The 16,763-nt window shown below is 62.6% G+C and carries 18 protein-coding genes, 1 tRNA gene and 1 other RNA gene; 14 read left to right on the top strand and 6 right to left on the bottom strand.

What is annotated here, in order from left to right; all coding sequences use genetic code 11:
- The first annotated feature begins 119 nt into the window (after positions 1 to 119).
- The 4 genes from H7X45_RS04120 to H7X45_RS04105 all read left to right on the top strand — a co-directional run bounded on the left by H7X45_RS04120 (position 120) and on the right by H7X45_RS04105 (position 4,869).
- Positions 120 to 1,046, top strand: a complete 927-nt coding sequence (locus H7X45_RS04120; RefSeq protein WP_187336281.1) for a thymidylate synthase — start codon at positions 120 to 122, stop codon at positions 1,044 to 1,046.
- A 121-nt stretch (positions 1,047 to 1,167) separates the two neighbouring features.
- Positions 1,168 to 2,460 (top strand): 3-methyl-2-oxobutanoate dehydrogenase (2-methylpropanoyl-transferring) subunit alpha, encoded by a 1,293-nt coding sequence (locus H7X45_RS04115; protein ID WP_187336280.1) that lies wholly within the window; start codon positions 1,168 to 1,170, stop codon positions 2,458 to 2,460.
- Between the two features lie 8 nt (positions 2,461 to 2,468).
- A complete protein-coding gene (locus H7X45_RS04110; RefSeq protein WP_187336968.1) occupies positions 2,469 to 3,473 on the top strand; it encodes an alpha-ketoacid dehydrogenase subunit beta in 1,005 nt (334 codons plus the stop codon).
- A gap of 4 nt (positions 3,474 to 3,477) precedes the next feature.
- Positions 3,478 to 4,869, top strand: coding sequence for a dihydrolipoamide acetyltransferase family protein (locus H7X45_RS04105; protein ID WP_187336279.1), 1,392 nt, complete (start codon positions 3,478 to 3,480; stop codon positions 4,867 to 4,869).
- 20 nt (positions 4,870 to 4,889) lie between these two features.
- On the opposite strand, the gene H7X45_RS04100 is transcribed toward H7X45_RS04105, so the two are convergent.
- Positions 4,890 to 5,381 (bottom strand): hypothetical protein, encoded by a 492-nt coding sequence (locus tag H7X45_RS04100; RefSeq protein WP_187336278.1) that lies wholly within the window; start codon positions 5,379 to 5,381, stop codon positions 4,890 to 4,892.
- A gap of 219 nt (positions 5,382 to 5,600) precedes the next feature.
- Between H7X45_RS04100 and H7X45_RS04095 the strand changes: the two genes are divergently transcribed.
- Positions 5,601 to 5,677 (top strand) — tRNA-Asp (locus tag H7X45_RS04095).
- A gap of 68 nt (positions 5,678 to 5,745) precedes the next feature.
- Here H7X45_RS04095 and H7X45_RS04090 read toward each other — a convergent pair.
- The 5 genes from H7X45_RS04090 to H7X45_RS04070 form a co-directional block, all read right to left on the bottom strand.
- On the bottom strand, positions 5,746 to 5,991 hold the full coding sequence (locus H7X45_RS04090) for a DUF2842 domain-containing protein (protein WP_187336277.1): 246 nt from the start codon (positions 5,989 to 5,991) through the stop codon (positions 5,746 to 5,748).
- Between the two features lies 1 nt (position 5,992).
- The gene (locus H7X45_RS04085) at positions 5,993 to 6,553 is read right to left on the bottom strand and encodes a 5-formyltetrahydrofolate cyclo-ligase (protein ID WP_187336276.1); all 561 of its coding nucleotides are present in this window, start codon (positions 6,551 to 6,553) and stop codon (positions 5,993 to 5,995) included.
- Between the two features lie 31 nt (positions 6,554 to 6,584).
- A non-coding RNA gene (gene ssrS / locus H7X45_RS04080) (6S RNA) lies at positions 6,585 to 6,742 on the bottom strand.
- An 11-nt stretch (positions 6,743 to 6,753) separates the two neighbouring features.
- On the bottom strand, positions 6,754 to 7,080 hold the full coding sequence (zapA, locus tag H7X45_RS04075; RefSeq protein ID WP_187336275.1) for a cell division protein ZapA: 327 nt from the start codon (positions 7,078 to 7,080) through the stop codon (positions 6,754 to 6,756).
- Positions 7,080 to 7,280 carry a hypothetical protein gene (locus H7X45_RS04070; protein WP_187336274.1) on the bottom strand — a complete coding sequence of 67 codons (201 nt, stop codon included), beginning with the start codon at positions 7,278 to 7,280 and terminating at the stop codon, positions 7,080 to 7,082. The genes zapA and H7X45_RS04070 overlap by 1 nt, the downstream gene beginning before the upstream one ends.
- Before the next feature lie 208 nt (positions 7,281 to 7,488).
- Between H7X45_RS04070 and tkt the strand changes: the two genes are divergently transcribed.
- The 9 genes from tkt (at position 7,489) to efp (ending at position 16,762) form a co-directional block, all read left to right on the top strand.
- Positions 7,489 to 9,468: a transketolase gene (tkt, locus tag H7X45_RS04065; RefSeq protein WP_187336273.1), complete on the top strand. Its 1,980-nt coding sequence runs from the start codon at positions 7,489 to 7,491 to the stop codon at positions 9,466 to 9,468.
- A gap of 77 nt (positions 9,469 to 9,545) precedes the next feature.
- Positions 9,546 to 10,553 carry a type I glyceraldehyde-3-phosphate dehydrogenase gene (gene gap, locus H7X45_RS04060; protein ID WP_187336272.1) on the top strand — a complete coding sequence of 336 codons (1,008 nt, stop codon included), beginning with the start codon at positions 9,546 to 9,548 and terminating at the stop codon, positions 10,551 to 10,553.
- Positions 10,554 to 10,669: 116 nt separating this feature from the next.
- Complete coding sequence (locus tag H7X45_RS04055; RefSeq protein ID WP_187336271.1) at positions 10,670 to 11,869, top strand: phosphoglycerate kinase; 1,200 nt, start codon at positions 10,670 to 10,672, stop codon at positions 11,867 to 11,869.
- A complete protein-coding gene (locus H7X45_RS04050; protein WP_187336270.1) occupies positions 11,862 to 12,386 on the top strand; it encodes a GNAT family N-acetyltransferase in 525 nt (174 codons plus the stop codon). Before H7X45_RS04055 ends, H7X45_RS04050 begins: the two co-directional genes overlap by 8 nt.
- A 75-nt stretch (positions 12,387 to 12,461) precedes the next feature.
- Positions 12,462 to 13,379 (top strand): class I fructose-bisphosphate aldolase, encoded by a 918-nt coding sequence (locus H7X45_RS04045; protein WP_187336269.1) that lies wholly within the window; start codon positions 12,462 to 12,464, stop codon positions 13,377 to 13,379.
- 11 nt (positions 13,380 to 13,390) lie between these two features.
- Positions 13,391 to 14,014 (top strand): thiamine phosphate synthase, encoded by a 624-nt coding sequence (gene thiE, locus H7X45_RS04040; protein ID WP_187336268.1) that lies wholly within the window; start codon positions 13,391 to 13,393, stop codon positions 14,012 to 14,014.
- Positions 14,015 to 14,070: 56 nt separating this feature from the next.
- A complete protein-coding gene (locus H7X45_RS04035; RefSeq protein ID WP_246449654.1) occupies positions 14,071 to 15,339 on the top strand; it encodes a L,D-transpeptidase family protein in 1,269 nt (422 codons plus the stop codon).
- A 15-nt stretch (positions 15,340 to 15,354) separates the two neighbouring features.
- Complete coding sequence (locus tag H7X45_RS04030; protein WP_187336267.1) at positions 15,355 to 16,038, top strand: M23 family metallopeptidase; 684 nt, start codon at positions 15,355 to 15,357, stop codon at positions 16,036 to 16,038.
- A 160-nt stretch (positions 16,039 to 16,198) separates the two neighbouring features.
- Positions 16,199 to 16,762 carry an elongation factor P gene (gene efp / locus H7X45_RS04025; RefSeq protein ID WP_187336266.1) on the top strand — a complete coding sequence of 188 codons (564 nt, stop codon included), beginning with the start codon at positions 16,199 to 16,201 and terminating at the stop codon, positions 16,760 to 16,762.
- The last annotated feature ends 1 nt before the right edge of the window (position 16,763 follow it).

Here is a 16,763-nt window from a genome sequence, read left to right as displayed (position 1 = left end):
ACGGGCTCCGGCGCGAGGCAGGCGTGCCCTATAGGGGCGGTGTCGGGACGCTGCAACCATAAAGCGCGTTTGTGTTTGGTCGCTTGAGCGGGCGCAGCCTTCCGCCTAGCATTGCCGCCATGGCCGAGCATTACGAACAGCAATATCTGGACCTGATGCGCCGCATCTGGACGACGGGGGACGAGCGGGTGGATCGCACCGGCGTCGGCACCCGGGCGGTATTCGGCGCTTCCATGCGGTTTTCGCTGGAAGGCGATGCGGTGCCGCTGCTCACCACCAAGCGCGTCTACTGGAAAACCGCGGCGCGCGAATTTCTATGGTTCCTGACCGGCGAGACCAATATCCGTCCGCTGCTCGAGCAGAAGGTGCGTATCTGGACCGACTGGCCGCTCGATCGCTATCGCCGCGAGACGGGCGATGCGATAACGCAGGAGGCGTTTGAGGCGCGCATCGTGGATGATGCCGAATTTGCCGCACGATGGGGCGATCTCGGCCCGGTTTACGGCAAGCAGTGGACCGACTGGCCGATCTATGAGGAAGCAGGCGAGGGGCTGTATCGCCGCCGCGCGCGCGGACATGATCAGGTCGCCGAGATCGTCGACAGCCTGAAGAACAACCCCGGATCGCGCCGTCATATCGTCGAAGGCTGGAACGTCGCCGAACTCGGGCAGATGGCGCTGCCGCCCTGCCACAAGACCTACCAATTCTATGTTGCCGACGGGAAGCTGTCGGGGCTTCTTTATCAGCGCAGCTGCGATCTGGGGCTTGGCTTTGCGTTCAACATTTTTTCGCTGGCGCTGTTTACGCGGATGCTGGCGCAGCAGACCGGCCTGGCGCCCGGTGAGATCGTGTGGAACGGCGGGGACGTGCATCTTTATCTGAACCATCGCGATCTGGTGGAAGAGCAGCTTTCGCGCAAGCCATCGGGGGCACCCACGCTGCACATCGCCCGCACACCGGCCAGCATCTACGACTATCGAATCGAGGATTTCGAGGTGCGCGATTACGCTCCGCAGGAACATATCCGCGCGCCCGTCGCTGTTTGAGCGGGTGCTCTGGCTGCCCGCCGGGTATCTTGCGCTCGCGGCAATAAAATTATAGGGCACAGCAATATTGCAATTGGAGCAGCCGAGTCCGATCGGCCGCCGAGGAGAGAGCTTCGACACGATGGCACCGCCGGACAAATCCAATCTGCCGCCGCTCAAGCTGCACGTTCCCGAACCCAAATTCCGTCCCGGCGACAAAGCCGATTTTAGCGAGCTGGAAATTCCCGCCGCTGGCGCCACGCCGCGCCCCGATGAAGCCGGCGCGCCCGATGGGATGCGCGATCTGGCTTATGGTCTGGTGCGCGTCCTCGACGATGATCACGACGCGGTCGGCCCCTGGGACCCGCGGCTGAGCGATGAGCAACTGCTGCAGATTCTGCGCACCATGGCGCTCACCCGGGCCTTTGACGAACGCATGTTCCGCGCGCAGCGTCAGGGCAAGACCAGCTTTTATATGAAGTGCACCGGCGAAGAGGCGACCTCGGTTGCTGCCGCCTTTGCGCTCGACCGGGAAGACATGTGCTTTCCCAGTTATCGCCAGCAAGGCATTCTGTTTGCGCGTGGCTATCCGATGATCGAGATGATGAACCAGATCTTCTCGAACAGCGGGGACAAGCTGAAGGGCCGTCAGCTGCCCATCATGTATTGTTCGAAAGACGACGGCTTCTTCACCATCTCGGGCAATCTCGCCACGCAATATCCGCAGGCCGTGGGCTGGGCGATGGCGAGCGCGGCCAAGGGCGACACCCGCATCGCTGCCGCCTGGACGGGCGAGGGATCGACGGCAGAGGGCGATTTTCATTCGGCGGCGACATTCGCTGCAGTCTATAACGCGCCCGTAATCCTGAATATCGTGAACAATCAGTGGGCTATCTCCAGCTTCTCCGGTTTTGCCGGAGGAGAGCGTACCACCTTTGCGGCACGCGCGGTCGGCTACGGAATTGCCGGGCTTCGCGTCGACGGCAATGATCCCCTCGCCGTTTATGCCGCGACGCAATGGGCGGCGAACCGCGCGCGGCTGAACGCCGGGCCCACCATCATCGAGCATTTTACCTACCGCTCTGAAGCGCACAGCACGTCGGACGATCCGTCCGGCTATCGCAGTGCGCAGGAACGCGAGGAATGGCCGCTTGGCGATCCGATCAACCGGCTGAAGCAGCATTGCATCAAGAAGGGCATCTGGGACGAGGAACGCCACGCCGAGCAGGACAAGGAGCTTGCAGAAAGCGTGCGCGCGACCGGCAAGGAAGCCGAAAAGCTCGGCGTGCTCGGCCACGGCATGCACCAGCCGTTCCGCACCATGTTCGAGGACGTGTTCGAGGAAATGCCCTGGCATCTGAAGGAACAGGCCGAAATGGCGATATCGGAGCGTAAGGAGAAATTCCCCAAGGGCCTGCCGCGGGGGAACGACTGATGCCCAAGATGAACATGATCCAGGCGATCAACAGCGCGCTCGATTGCGCGATGACCGCCGATCCCGACGTCGTCATCATGGGCGAGGATGTGGGCTATTTCGGCGGCGTGTTCCGTGCCACCGCGGGTCTGCAGGAAAAGCACGGGAAGACGCGCTGCTTCGATACGCCGATTTCCGAATGCGGCATCATCGGCGTTGCCGTAGGCATGGCCGCTTACGGCATGCGGCCCGTACCCGAGATCCAATTCGCGGATTACATATATCCGGGGCTCGACCAGATCATCAGCGAGGCGGCGCGCATGCGTTATCGCTCGGCGGGTGAGTTCACCAGTTCGATGACGATCCGGTCGCCCTTCGGCGGCGGCATCTTCGGCGGGCAGACGCACAGTCAGTCGCCCGAAGCCATTTTTGCGCATGTTTCGGGCCTGAAAACGGTGATCCCGTCCACACCCTATGATGCAAAGGGCCTGCTGATCGCAGCGATCGAGGACAATGATCCCGTCGTCTTTTTCGAGCCGAAGCGTATCTATAACGGCCCGTTCGACGGCTATTACGATCGACCCGTGAAACCTTGGTCCAAGCATCCCGCGTCCGAGGTGCCGGAGGATCATTATCGCATTCCTCTGGGCACTGCGAACGTGGTACGCGAGGGTTCCGACCTTACCATCCTTGCTTATGGCACGATGGTGCATGTGGCGCTGGGCGTGGTGGAAGAGCATAGCATCGATGCCGAAGTGATCGATCTGCGCTCGATCGTACCGGTGGATATCGACACGATCGAGGCGTCGGTGAAGAAGACCGGCCGCTGCATGATTGTGCACGAGGCCACGCGGACCGCCGGTTTTGGCGCCGAACTTAGCGCGCTCGTTCAGGAGCGCTGCTTCTATCATCTCGAAGCGCCGATCGAGCGCGTGACGGGCTTCGACACGCCCTATCCGCACTCGCTGGAATGGGGCTATTTCCCGGGGCCGGTCCGTATCGGCAACGCGCTCGACCGGATCATGAAGGACTGAATTGATGGGACGCTATACGTTCAACCTGCCCGATATCGGTGAAGGCATTGCCGAGGCCGAAATCGTCGAATGGCACGTCTCCGTGGGCGACATGGTCGAGGAAGACCAGCAGATCGCCGATATGATGACCGACAAGGCGACGGTCGAGATGGAAGCGCCGGTGGCCGGCAAGATCGTGGAGGTTGCCGGCGAGGCGGGCGACACTATCCCGATCGGCTCCATGCTGGTGGTGATCGAGACCGAGGGCGAAGTCGAGGATGACGGCCACGGCACCGCCGAGCGGACCGACGATCAGCCAGCGGACAAGGAAGGCGTCGCCGAAGCGGTGGACGCCGGGCCAGGCATGGACGAGAAGACTGTCGCCGCCGAAGATCCCGGTGTGCAGGACAATCAGGTCGATACGTCGCGCACCGAGGTTTCGCCGAAGGACGGCGCGAGCATTCCTGCCAAGGAAGACGGCGCGGCCTCTAAATCCCAATCCAAGCTCAAGGAAGGCGAGGGTGCCGAGACTCCGCGCGGAACCGACGGTGACGAGAAGAAGGTTCTCGCCTCTCCCGCCGTGCGCAAGCGCGCCGAAGAGCTCGGCGTCGACCTTGCCGATGTGAAGCATCAGGGCGAACATATCCGCCACGGCGATCTCGACGCCTATCTGAACTATGGTTCGGGGCAGGGCTATCGTCCCGCCGGCTCCTCCGCCAAGCGCGAGAACGAGACCATCAAGGTCATCGGCATGCGCCGCAAGATCGCGCAAAACATGGCTGCTTCCAAGCGCTCGATCCCGCACTTCACTTATGTCGAAGAGCTGGACGTTACCGAGCTGGAGCATGTCCGGGCCGAGCTGAACACGACGCGCGGCAGCAAGCCGAAGCTTACCGTCTTGCCGCTGCTGATCGTGGCAATCGCGAAGACCATTCCGGATTTTCCGATGATCAACGCGCGCTACGATGACGAGGAAGGCGTGGTGACCCGTCACGGCGCGATCCATCTCGGCATGGCCGCGCAGACCGACAAGGGCCTGACGGTGCCGGTAATCCGCAACGCGCAGGACCGCAATGTCTGGCAGCTGGCGAGCGAGATCGACCGCCTAGCCAACGCCGCGCGCGACGGCAGCATCAAGGCGGACGAGCTTCAGGGCGCGACGCTGACGCTCACCTCTCTGGGGCCGCTCGGCGGCATCGCGACGACGCCGGTGATCAACAAGCCGGAGGTTGCGATCATCGGCCCGAACAAGATCGTTGAGCGTCCGGTGATCGTGGATGGAGAGCTGGAAGCGCGCAAGCTGATGAACCTGTCGATCAGCTGCGATCACCGCGTGGTCGATGGCTGGGATGCGGCGAGCTTCGTTCAAGCTCTCAAGAAGCTGGTCGAGACCCCGGTCCTGCTGTTCGCGGACTGAGCCACCGTTAATCTATAATATCAGCGCACCCGGCCGCGGAAGAGCAGGCTGGGGGCGCTGTCTGCGCGCGCGGTGAGCACCCAGCGAACGTGGGTGACGTCGTCCGGCACGGCGCGGCGGCTTCCCCCATCGGGCGTCGATACCGTCAGATCGACCAACCGGCCCCAATGACGGCCGCCATCGACCGAAACCAGATCTCCGCCCCCGATGAACGCCACGCTGTCCGGAACGGCGCTGGTGAGCATTTTCTGGCTGTCAGCGGCACCATCGCGATAGTTGACGCGGAACAGCAGGCTGTCGCCGCTGCGGACCTGACTTGCTGGCTCCAGCCTTACTCGGCGGCTGCCATCGCCTTCCCGCGCCTGCCGCTCGACATAAACCGTACTGGCGACCGGCTGGGGGCTGCTGGCGCGTGCCGCTGCAGGTACGAGCGCGACGGCACCAAGAATGGTGAGGCGGATAAGGAAGCCTGCGGTGTCGCCGCTAACGCGGCTGCGGAGGATGTTTATCATAGCATCGCCGCTCTACGCGCCGAGGCGTCAACATCTGGTAAACCATAGCGGCCGCGGCCAGGTCACCGCGCGGTCTGCTGGGTGACCAGCCAGATCGCCGCTGCGGCCGCTCTATCAAAACGGCGGAATTTCATAAAAAAACGCGCGATCGCAATTTTTCTGCTCTCTTTGCGTTGACAGTTTCGCGCAGCCCGCTTAGTGGCGCTGCTCCACGATCAAGCGGGTGTAGCTCAGTTGGTTAGAGCGCCGGCCTGTCACGCCGGAGGTCGCGGGTTCAAGTCCCGTCACTCGCGCCATTCGTGGTACATAAAGGCCCGGTTTTCCGGGCCTTTTTTGTGTCTGCAATCCGTGAGGGCGTTTCGCCTTAGCCCCGCCACTTCCCCGTTTCCATCCAGCGCAAAAGTGGACCGAGCGGCAGGATCCAGACAATCCCCAACACGAGATAAATCGGCAGCTGCGCCCACCAGGGCAGCGCTGCGATATGTTCGACCTGAGAGAGCACGAGCGCGGCCCACAGGCCGATGAAGGCGAGGAGGCCTAGGACACCCACCGGCTTGCGCCAGCTGGGCTGCTCTTCGGGGCTCAGGGGGCGGTTGGGGTCGTTGCGCATATCAGGGGGTGATCCATTCGCGTTCGGTGAGGATATGGGTGAGAGGGATGTCCCAGCGCTCGCGCGGCAACTCTGCCGCCTCCTGCGCAGACCAGGCGAGGCCAACGGTAACGGCATCCGGCAAGCCTTCGAGCGCCCGATCATAATGCCCGCCACCATGGCCAAGCCGCGTCCCGCTGCGGTCGAAGGCGACGAGCGGGAGAATCAGCAAGGACGGGGTCAGCTCGGGCGAATCGGGGGCAGGTTGTCCGCCCCCGAACGGCGCCTCATGCAGCGGTTCTCCGGCTTTCCATTGGCGAAACAGCATCGGTGCCTCGCGATCGGCGAACCAGGGCAGGGCAATCGGGCAGTTGCGTGCCTCGGCCGCTCTAAGCAGGCGCGCCGGATCCGCTTCTCGGCCAATGGCGCAGTAACCGGCCACCACCGGCTGATCGCTCAAAAGTGGCGTCATGACGCTGGGCGGGACGGAAAATGCCCGGGCGCGGTCAGCCGGGCGCATTGCATCGCAATAAGCGCGGCGCTTTTCGCGAAAATGTCGGCGCAGGCTGGGTTTGTCGGTCATGGGAGGCATGTCCTGCCATGGCGCGGCGGTTGGCGGAACCACCATGGGTCGTTTGCTGAAATATCCTCTGACGCCAGTAACGTCAGGTGGGCGCCATATGTGCAGGGCCAGGACCCCGCCAGGGACGGCTCCCTAGGATGTTGTATCGCCTCAGGGATATTTGCTCGAGCTCGTGCCGGGCAGTCCCGCCAGTTCTGAATTTAGGAGCTCGCCGATTCTTTCTCAAGGCGCGTTGCGAACGCTTCCACCCGCTCGGCGAGATTTTCGAGCGCCTTAGCCGACCGTTCGTCGTTTTCTGCAGCCGTCGGTGCTTCGGCCGCAGGTGCTTCGCCAATGTCCTTCAGCTTGTCCGCCAGGAACAATGCGGCATACAGCAAGGCGCGCGTTTCGCTCAGCGCGCCGGGATCGGCCCCTTCGCGCAGACTTTCGTCGATGAGCACGCCCAGCGATTCAAGTCGCTCTTCCTCGCCATCGGCGCAGCTCACCACATAATCGCGCCCGCCGATCGCCAGAGATACCTGTGCCATCAGCCCAAACCTTTCAGAAGATCATCGATCTGACCGATGGCCTGCCGCGTCTCCGCCCGCAGCGCCTCATGCTTGCGCGCAAGGTCGGAAGGCTGCGACGCTGCCGGGCGCGCAGCCATCGCGGTCTCGACGCGTGCTAGCGCCCGTTCGATCCGGCCGATGGCCATGATGATGCGTGTTTCGGCGCTTTCTTCGGTCATGGCGTCATCTGCTACGGAGCCGCTCCGCCTGTCAACAGGATGGCGGGCCGCGTCCGGCGGTGGCGGGGAGGACAGGAGTTGAGTGGAGTTGGGGGCGCGCGGGGAGAGGGGCGGGTTGACGCTGCCCGCTCCAGTTCCCAAAGGAAGCCGCATCAATCGACTCGCCGCCACGGGGCGGCATTCACTCGATCCTAATGCGGAGAACCCGATGGCCGTTTCTGAACGCGAACTGGCAAATGCCATCCGGGCGTTATCGATGGACGCGGTGCAAGCGGCCAATAGCGGCCACCCCGGCATGCCGATGGGCATGGCAGACGCTGCGACCGTCCTGTTCAAGGATTTCCTGAAGTTCGACGCGGCCGATCCGCACTGGGCGGACCGGGACCGGTTCATCCTTTCGGCCGGCCATGGATCGATGCTGATCTACTCGCTGCTGCACCTCACCGGCTACGCCAAGCCGACGATCGAGGATATCCGCAATTTCCGCCAGCTCGGCAGCCCTTGCGCCGGCCATCCGGAGAACTTCCTTCTCGACGGCGTGGAATGCACCACCGGGCCGCTGGGGCAGGGCTTTGCCATGTCGGTGGGCTTTGCGCTTGCCGAGCGTCATCTGAATGCGATCTACGGCGATGATCTGGTAAACCACCGCACCTGGGTGATTGCCGGTGACGGCTGCCTGATGGAAGGTGTGAACCATGAGGCGGTGGGCCTCGCGGGCCATTGGAAGCTGGGTCATCTCAACGTTCTGTGGGACGACAACCGCATCACCATCGACGGCTCGACCGAGCTTTCGACAAGCGAGGACATTCCCGCGCGCTACCGTGCCAGCGGTTGGCATGTGGTATCCTGCGACGGCCACGATCATGTTGACATCCGTCGCGCGCTTGCCGAAGCGCAGGACGATCCGCGCCCGAGCCTGATCGCCTGCAGGACGACCATCGGTTTCGGCGCACCGAACAAGCAGGGGACCGCGGCAACGCACGGCTCCCCTCTAGGCCCGGACGAGATCGCCGCGGCGCGCAAGGAACTGGACTGGAGCCATGATCCGTTCGTCATTCCGGCCGAAATCAAATCGGCGTGGGAAGACATCGGCAAGCGCGGCGCCGAAGAGCACGGCCGCTGGAAAGAGCGCCTTGCCAACCATTCCGACAAGGCCGAGTTTCAGCGCCGCATGTCCGGCGAACTGCCGCAGGACTTCTCGGTGGCCGAGCATGTCGGCAATTTGATGAGCGATCCAAAGAAGGTGGCGACGCGCAAGGCATCCGAATGGGCGCTGGAAGCGGTCAACCGCATGCTGCCCGAAACGATCGGCGGCAGCGCGGACCTCACCGGATCGAACAACACGAAAACACCGGATATTGGGCCGCTTACGGCCGATAGTTACGGCAGCCGCTACGTCTATTACGGCATCCGCGAATTCGGCATGGCTGCGGCCATGAACGGCATGGCGCTGCACGGCGGCGTCATTCCTTATGGCGGCACCTTCCTGATCTTCTCCGATTACAGCCGTCCGGCCATCCGGCTCGGCGCGCTGCAGCAGGCGCGTGTCGTGCATGTGATGACGCATGACAGCATCGGCCTGGGCGAAGACGGGCCCACGCATCAGCCGGTGGAGCAGTTGCAGAGCCTTCGCGCGATCCCGAACCTGCACGTCTTCCGCCCAGCGGACGCCGCCGAAACCGCCTGGTGTTGGCAGCTCGCGCTGCAAAATGCCGATGGCCCTTCGCTGATGGCGCTCAGCCGCCAGAACCTTCCCGCCATCGCCACCAACGCGACCGAGCAGGGCTGCGCGCGTGGCGCCTACCGGCTGAAGGCCGCGGAAGCAGACCGCAAGGTTATCCTGATCGCCACCGGTTCCGAAGTCTCGCTCGCGCTTGAAGTCGCTGAGAAGCTGGAAGGCGAGGGCGTGGGCGTTGATGTCGTCTCCATGCCCTGCACAGAGCTGTTCGATGCGCAGGACGACGACTATCGCGCGGATATCCTTCCAAACGTCGATCCTTCGCAAATCCTGCGCGTTTCGATCGAGGCGGGCACGACCTTCGGTTGGGAGCGTTACACGATGGCGAACGGCCTGAATTTCGGGCTCGATCGCTTCGGCGCCTCGGCCCCGGCGGAGGCTCTGTTCGAGAAATTCGGCCTGACGGCCGATGCCATTGCGCCGAAAATTCTCGAAGCGCTAAATCGCTGAGTTAAATACACAAGACGCTCAATCGCTGAGCCAAAAACATGGCGCTGCTGCGCCGGAACACACAGGAGCAAATCCCTATGACGGTCAAAGTAGCGATCAACGGTTTCGGACGCATCGGCCGCCTCGTGGCGCGCGCCATGCTGGAACGGCAGGACACCAATCTTGAGCTGGTGGCGATCAACGACCTTGCCGACGCCAAGGCGAACGCGCTGCTCTTCCAATATGACTCCACCCATGGTCGCTTTCCCGGCGATGTGACCGCCAGCGACGACTCGATCACCGTCAACGGCCACAAGATCGCCGTGACGTCCGAGCGTGATCCCGGCAAGTTGCCGCACAAGGACATGGGCATCGACATCGTGCTGGAATGCACCGGTTTCTTCCAGAGCGACGAGGCGGCCCGTCCGCATCTCGACGCCGGCGCCAAGCGCGTGCTCATTTCTGCGCCTGCCAAGAATGTCAGCAAGACCATCGTGTTCGGTGTGAACCAGGACAGCCTGACTGCTGACGACGTGATCGTCTCCAACGCCAGCTGCACCACCAACTGCCTGGCGCCGGTGGCCAAGGTGCTGAACGACACCGTCGGCATCGAGCGTGGTTTCATGACCACGATCCACAGCTACACCAATGATCAGCGCATGCTCGATCAGATGCACAGCGACATGCGCCGTGCCCGCGGCGGGGCGCAGAACATGATCCCGACCACCACGGGTGCAGCCCGCGCTGTCGGCCTCGTCCTGCCCGAATTGAATGGCAAGCTCGACGGCAGCTCGGTGCGCGTGCCGACGCCGAACGTTTCGCTGATCGACCTCGTCTTCACACCGGGCCGCGACACCACGGCGGAAGAGCTCAACGCCGCGCTGAAGGAAGCCTCGCAAGGCGCCATGAAGGGCGTGCTCGCCTTCACCGACCAGCCGCTGGTCAGCAGCGACTTCAACCATCAGCCGGCAAGCTCCACGGTCGATAGCCTGGAGACCGCCGTGCTAGAGGGCAAGTTGGCACGCGTGGTCAGCTGGTATGACAATGAATGGGGCTTCTCCAACCGCATGCTCGACACTGCGGGCGTCATGGCGAAGCTCCTCTAGGCTAAAGCGCCATCATCCGTTCGGGCTGAGCTTGTCGAGGCCCTGCTTTTTATCTTTCGGCGTCTACAGCTACAAGACGACCCTTCGACAGGCTCAGGACGAACGGAGAATATGCGATGACCCAGTTCAAGACGCTCGACGATCTCGGTGACGTTACCGGAAAGGTCGCGCTGGTGCGCGTCGATCTGAACGTGCCCATGCGCGACGGAGACGTGACCGACGATACGCGTATCCGCGCTTTCCAGCCCACCGTCGAAACGCTCTGCGAAAAAGGTGCCAAGGTGCTGCTCCTCGCGCATTTCGGCCGGCCAAAAGGACAGAAAAGCTCGACCCAGTCGCTTTCCATGGTCGTCGGCGAAGTCGAGGAAGTGCTCGGGCAGGAAATCATGTTCGTGCCGGAAATTGCGGGCGATATCGTTGCGCAATCGATCGGTATCATGCGCGATGGCGAAGTGGCCATTCTGGAGAACAGCCGTTTCTACCCTGGCGAGGAGGCAAACGACGCCGAATTCGCCAAGGCTATTGCCGCCAATGGCGATTTCTACGTAAACGATGCCTTTTCCGCGGCGCATCGCGCCCATGCGACGACCGAGGGGCTTGCTCATCTGCTCCCGGCCTATGCGGGCCGCGCGATGGAAGCTGAGCTGAAGGCGCTCGCAAGCGCGCTCGACAATCCCGAACACCCGGTTGCCGCCGTCGTCGGCGGTGCCAAGGTGTCATCGAAGCTGGACGTGCTGACCCATCTGGTGAGCAAAGTCGATCATCTCATCATCGGCGGAGGCATGGCCAACACTTTTCTGGCGGCGCGGGGCATCGATGTCGGCAAGTCGCTGTGCGAGCATGAGCTGACCGATACCGCGAACGACATCATGGAACGCGCCGATGCATCCGGCTGCACGGTGCATCTGCCTTATGATGTGGTCGTCGCGAAAAAGTTCGAGGCGAACGCCCCTTCGCGCACCGTCAACGTGCACGAAGTCGAAGTGGACGACATGATCCTCGATCTCGGGGCATCGGCGGCCGAAGCGCTGGGCGATGTTCTGAAAACCTGCAGGACGCTGGTGTGGAACGGCCCGCTCGGCGCGTTTGAGACGCCGCCCTTCGATGAGGCCACGGTGGCGCTCGCGAAGACCGCCGCGGCGTTGAGCAAGGACGGCTCGCTCACCTCGGTGGCTGGCGGCGGCGATACGGTCGCGGCGTTGGCCCATGCCGGCGTAACCGAAGATTTTTCTTATATCTCAACCGCTGGTGGGGCATTCCTCGAATGGATGGAAGGTAAGGACCTGCCTGGCGTCGCCGCGCTTTCTGATGCCTGACTTCACAATTCGCGCGGCAACTGACGCGGACCGTTCCGTCATAGCCGCGATCCATGCAGCCAGCTGGCAGGAGCAATATCGCGACGTATTGCCGAGCGATTTTCTCGATCGGGAGATCGAAGGCGCGATGGAGCGCCATTGGCAAGACCAGCCCTTCGGCGAAGGTGATGTGGTGCTGATGGCGGAGCGGGAAGGGGAGGCGATCGGTTTCGCCGCAACCTGGTGCGGCGATTGTGCTTATATCGACAATTTGCATGTCCGCTCCGGCCAGCGATCGGGCGGCGTCGGCCGCGCTCTCTTGGCCGAAACGGCACGGCGGTTGATGGCCCAGGGCCATTCCGCAGCCGATTTGCATGTCGTCACCTCGAACGATCGCGCCCGGAAGCTCTATGGCGCACTCGGCGGCGAATCGGCCGGCTTCGAGAACAAACCGCTTCTCGGCCACGACGTCCCGCACGAACGTATCCGCTGGGCCGATCTCACCTTATTATCAGTGGTCGCATCGGATCAAACTTAGCGCAATTGCCATCGCGCGGCGGCTTGCCTATGGCCCGCGCATTCGTATGCATTCTGCCATCAAATAGGGGTATTTATGTCGATCACGCCGGAAGTGAAAAAGATCCTGGATTGTTACGAGTCCGACAGTCCCGGCGTGAAGGCCAATCTCTATCGCATCCTGATGCAAGGCAAGCTCGGCGGTACGGGCAAGATGATCATTCTGCCGGTCGATCAGGGTTTCGAACATGGTCCCGCGCGCAGCTTTGCTCCCAACGCGGAAGGCTACGATCCCCATTATCACTATCAGCTGGCAATCGATGCAGGCCTGAACGCCTATGCTGCGCCGTTGGGTGCGCTGGAAGCGGGCGCGGACACCTTTGCCGGCCAGATTCCCACCATCCTGAAGTGCAACAACGCCAATAGCTGGGCGTCCGCGCGCGACAGCGCCGTGACAGCAAGCGTGGACGATGCGCTGCGTCTGGGCTGTGCCGCCATCGGCTTCACCATCTATCCGGGCTCCGACGATTTCTTCGAAATGGTCGAGGAAATTCGGGAGCTTCGCGCCGAAGCGGCCGCGGTCGGCATCCCGACCGTGATCTGGTCCTATCCGCGCGGCGGCAATTTGCCCAAGTCGGGCGAGCTTGCGCTCGACGTCGGCGCCTATGCCGCCCACATGGCCGCTCTGGCTGGCGCGCACATCATCAAGGTGAAGCTGCCGAGCGATCATATCGAGCAGGAAGATGCCAAGTCTGCTTATGAAGGCATGGATTTCTCCGCCCAGTCGGACCGTGTCGAGCATGTCGTGAAAAGCTGCTTCAACGGCCGCCGCATTGTTGTCTTCTCCGGCGGGGCCAAGAAGGGTGCGGACCAGGTCTATCAGGACGCCCGTGACATTCGCGACGGCGGCGGTAACGGTTCCATCATCGGCCGCAACAGCTTTCAGCGCAGCCGCGAAGACGCACTGGATATGCTCGGCAAGCTGATCGCTATCTACAAGAACGAGGAAGGCTGAGCCCTTACGTCATGACCGCCTGCCAGCTCTATCTGATCAGCCCGCCCGATGTGGGCGGCGATTTTCCCGATCGGCTGGAGGCGGCTTTGGACGGCGGGCCGGTCGCGGCCTTTCAGCTGCGCGTGAAGGACAAGGCGAGCCATGAGCTGGCCGCCCTTGCTCAGCCGCTGCTTGACCTCTGCCGTGCGCGCGATGTCGCCTTCATCGTGAACGATGACATCGCGATGGCCAAACGGTTGAAAGCCGACGGCGTGCATCTGGGCCAGACCGACGGTGATCCGCGGGAGGCCCGGGCGGAGCTAGGCGCGGACGCACAGATCGGCGTCACCTGCCACAACAGCCGCCATCTCGCCATGGAAGCGGGCGAAAAGGGCGCGGATTATGTCGCCTTCGGTGCCTTTTTCGAAAGTGCTACCAAGGAAGCATCGCACCGCGCCGAGCCGGAGGTCTTGCGCTGGTGGTCCGCGATCATGGAAATCCCTTGCGTCGCGATCGGCGGGATTACGGCGCAAAACGCCGCGCCGCTAATCGAGGCAGGCGCGGATTTTCTGGCCGTCAGCGGCGCGGTTTGGGGCCATCCCGACGGGCCGGGTGCAGCGGTGACTGAATTCGGGAAGCTCTTGCACACGCGCTAGCGGAGCCAATCGCATCTGAAGTCGTTTTGCCTCCGACACAATTGCGAGGATACGACATGCGAGTAGCGTTCACGGCAGTCGCCACTTTGGCCCTGATGGGCTGTAATTTCGCCGACAGCGGCTCTCAGGAGCAGCGGCCCCAGCCTTCCGAAAGCGCGCAGACAGCGCCTGCGCCGGACCAGAATCTGGCCGACAGCATGGCGTCCAATGACCCTCAGCCGCTTGCGAATGACGGTAATGCCATGTTCCCGGCACCCGGCACGCCCGCGGGTGACGCCGTGGCATCAAATGGCGGGGAGCGTGGCCTCCAGATGGCATCGACAACGTCGATGAGCGGGGCCACTCCGCAGGCCCAGCAAACGCCCACCGCCAATGGCAGCGGTACGATGAGCCTTTCCGCCGAAAAAATCGCGAACGAGTTTCCGATGATGCAGGCGCAGGTCGTGCTCGATCGGCTGGGCTTCACGCCCGGCGTCGTCGACGGCAAGATGGGCATGTCCACCAAAAACGCAATTTCCGGATATCAGGAAGCGAACGATCTTCAGGTAACGGGTCAGCTGGATGAAACCACGCGGCGCAAGCTTGCCCCTTATCGCAATATCGCCGCCACACGCACGGTGACGCTGCCGGCGGACATTGCTGACATGAGCTTTACGAAGGTGCCCGATTCGCCCGAAGCGCAATCGAAAATGAAGCGCCTGGGCTATAATGATTTGATCGAGAAATTGGGGGAGCGCTTCCATACCACGCCAGACACGCTGGCTTCGCTTAACGGCGGGAAGCGCAATTTCTCCGCTAACCAGAAATTGGTGGTGCCGAATGTGGGCGGTGACAGCATCGCGCCGGGCTCGATCGATGATCGGGGCTGGCAGCAGACGCTGCAGAGCCTGGGCGTTGGCAGCGAGCAACCGAAGGTCGACAAGGTCGTGGTGGACAAGTCCGACGGCACATTGAAAGCGTTCGACGGCAATGGGAAGCTGGTGGCGCAGTTCACCGCAACCATGGGATCGAGCCATGATCCACTGCCGCTGGGCGACTGGAAGGTTCTTGGCGTCGCGCACAATCCGCCTTTTTCTTACAATCCGGAGCTGTTCTGGGATGCGAACGACAGCAATCCCAAGCTGCAGCTGCCGCCCGGCCCCAATGGCCCGGTGGGCGTGGTCTGGATCGATCTGAGCAAAGAGCATTACGGCATTCACGGCACGCCTGAGCCGCAAACCATTGGCCGCGCGCAGAGCCATGGCTGCATCCGCCTGACGAACTGGGATGCAGCGCGCCTCGCGCAAATGGTGCACAGCGGCACCGAAGCGCATTTTCAAGCCTGACGAGCGGCGCTGACGATGAAGAGCCGCTGGAGGGACGTCAGACTGGTCGCGCAGGCCGTGGTGATTACCTCGGCCGTATGGCTGGTGCTGTTCTATCTGTTCGGCGACCGCCTGCCCACAGCTCCGTCGCCTGCCGAACTGGCCGGTGGCGGGCCGGTGGCGGGGCAGGGGGGAGAGGGCACCCAAATCGATCCGGTGGCCGAGCCGCGATTGACGCAGCCGCGCGGCAAGCGTGTCGCCATGACGCCGCAAAACGGTTCGCCCGATCAGGGAAAGCTGTTCATCCCGGTGGCCGGGGTGCGCAAATCGGACCTCGTGGACAGCTATACCGATGATCGCGGTGGCGGCACGCGGACCCATGAGGCGATCGACATCATGGCGGATAGCGGCACGCCTGTCTTTGCCGCCGCACCTTGCACGGTCGAGAAGCTGTTCTGGAGCGATCTTGGCGGCAATACGATCTATGTCCGCTCTCCCGACGAGCGAACGATCTATTACTATGCCCATCTCGACGCCTATCGAAACGGGCTGAAAGAGGGGCAGCAGGTCCGCGCAGGTGAGCCGCTTGGCACCGTGGGCTCTTCCGGCAATGCCGACCCCGCCGCGCCGCATCTTCATTTCTCGGTGCTCAATACCACGCCGGAAGCGAACTGGAGTGAGGGCACACCGATCAATCCTTATCCGCTCCTCTCCCGCTGAGGCGATGCATCGCTGCGGAGCATGATGACAGTAAAGGGGGGGGGATAGGCAGAGCGCTACAGGCATTGCCCTTGCGCGCCTTGATCGTTAAAGCGCGCCATCTCGCGGATGGGCTTGCCCGTCCCGCTCTTTCCACCGCCAGTCAAGGTAGCGCTTCCCCATGAAGATCAGCGGCGTCGACATCCGTCCCGGCAATATCCTGGAATATGAAAAAGGCCTCTGGAAGGTCGCCAAGATCCAGCACACCCAGCCCGGCAAGGGCGGCGCCTATATGCAGGTGGAAATGAAGAACCTGATCGATGGGCGGAAGACGAACGTACGTTTCCGCTCTGCCGATACGGTGGAAAAGGTGCGCCTCGATACCAAGGAATTCCAGTATCTCTACGCAGATGGCGGGCATCTGGTGTTCATGGACAAGGACACCTACGAACAGATCAATCTCGACGCCGACATGCTCGGCGACGAAGCCCCGTTCCTGACGGACGGGATGGACGTGACGCTGGAACTGTACGAGGAGCGGCCGATTTCGGTGCAGCTGCCCGATCAGGTGGAAGCGGAAATCGTCGAGGCCGATGCCGTAGTCAAGGGACAGACAGCTTCCTCCAGCTACAAGCCGGCCGTGCTCGACAATGGCGTGCGCGTGATGGTGCCGCCGCATATCGCGGCGGGCACGCGCATCATTGTCGATGTGTACGCCAAGGAATATGTGAAGAAGGCAGAGTAAC

Origin of the sequence: Novosphingopyxis iocasae (assembly GCF_014334095.1) — a bacterium.
GTDB lineage: Bacteria > Pseudomonadota > Alphaproteobacteria > Sphingomonadales > Sphingomonadaceae > Novosphingopyxis > Novosphingopyxis iocasae.
The sequence above is the reverse complement of the archived record's forward strand: the minus strand, read 5'-3'. Positions and strand labels throughout refer to the sequence as shown.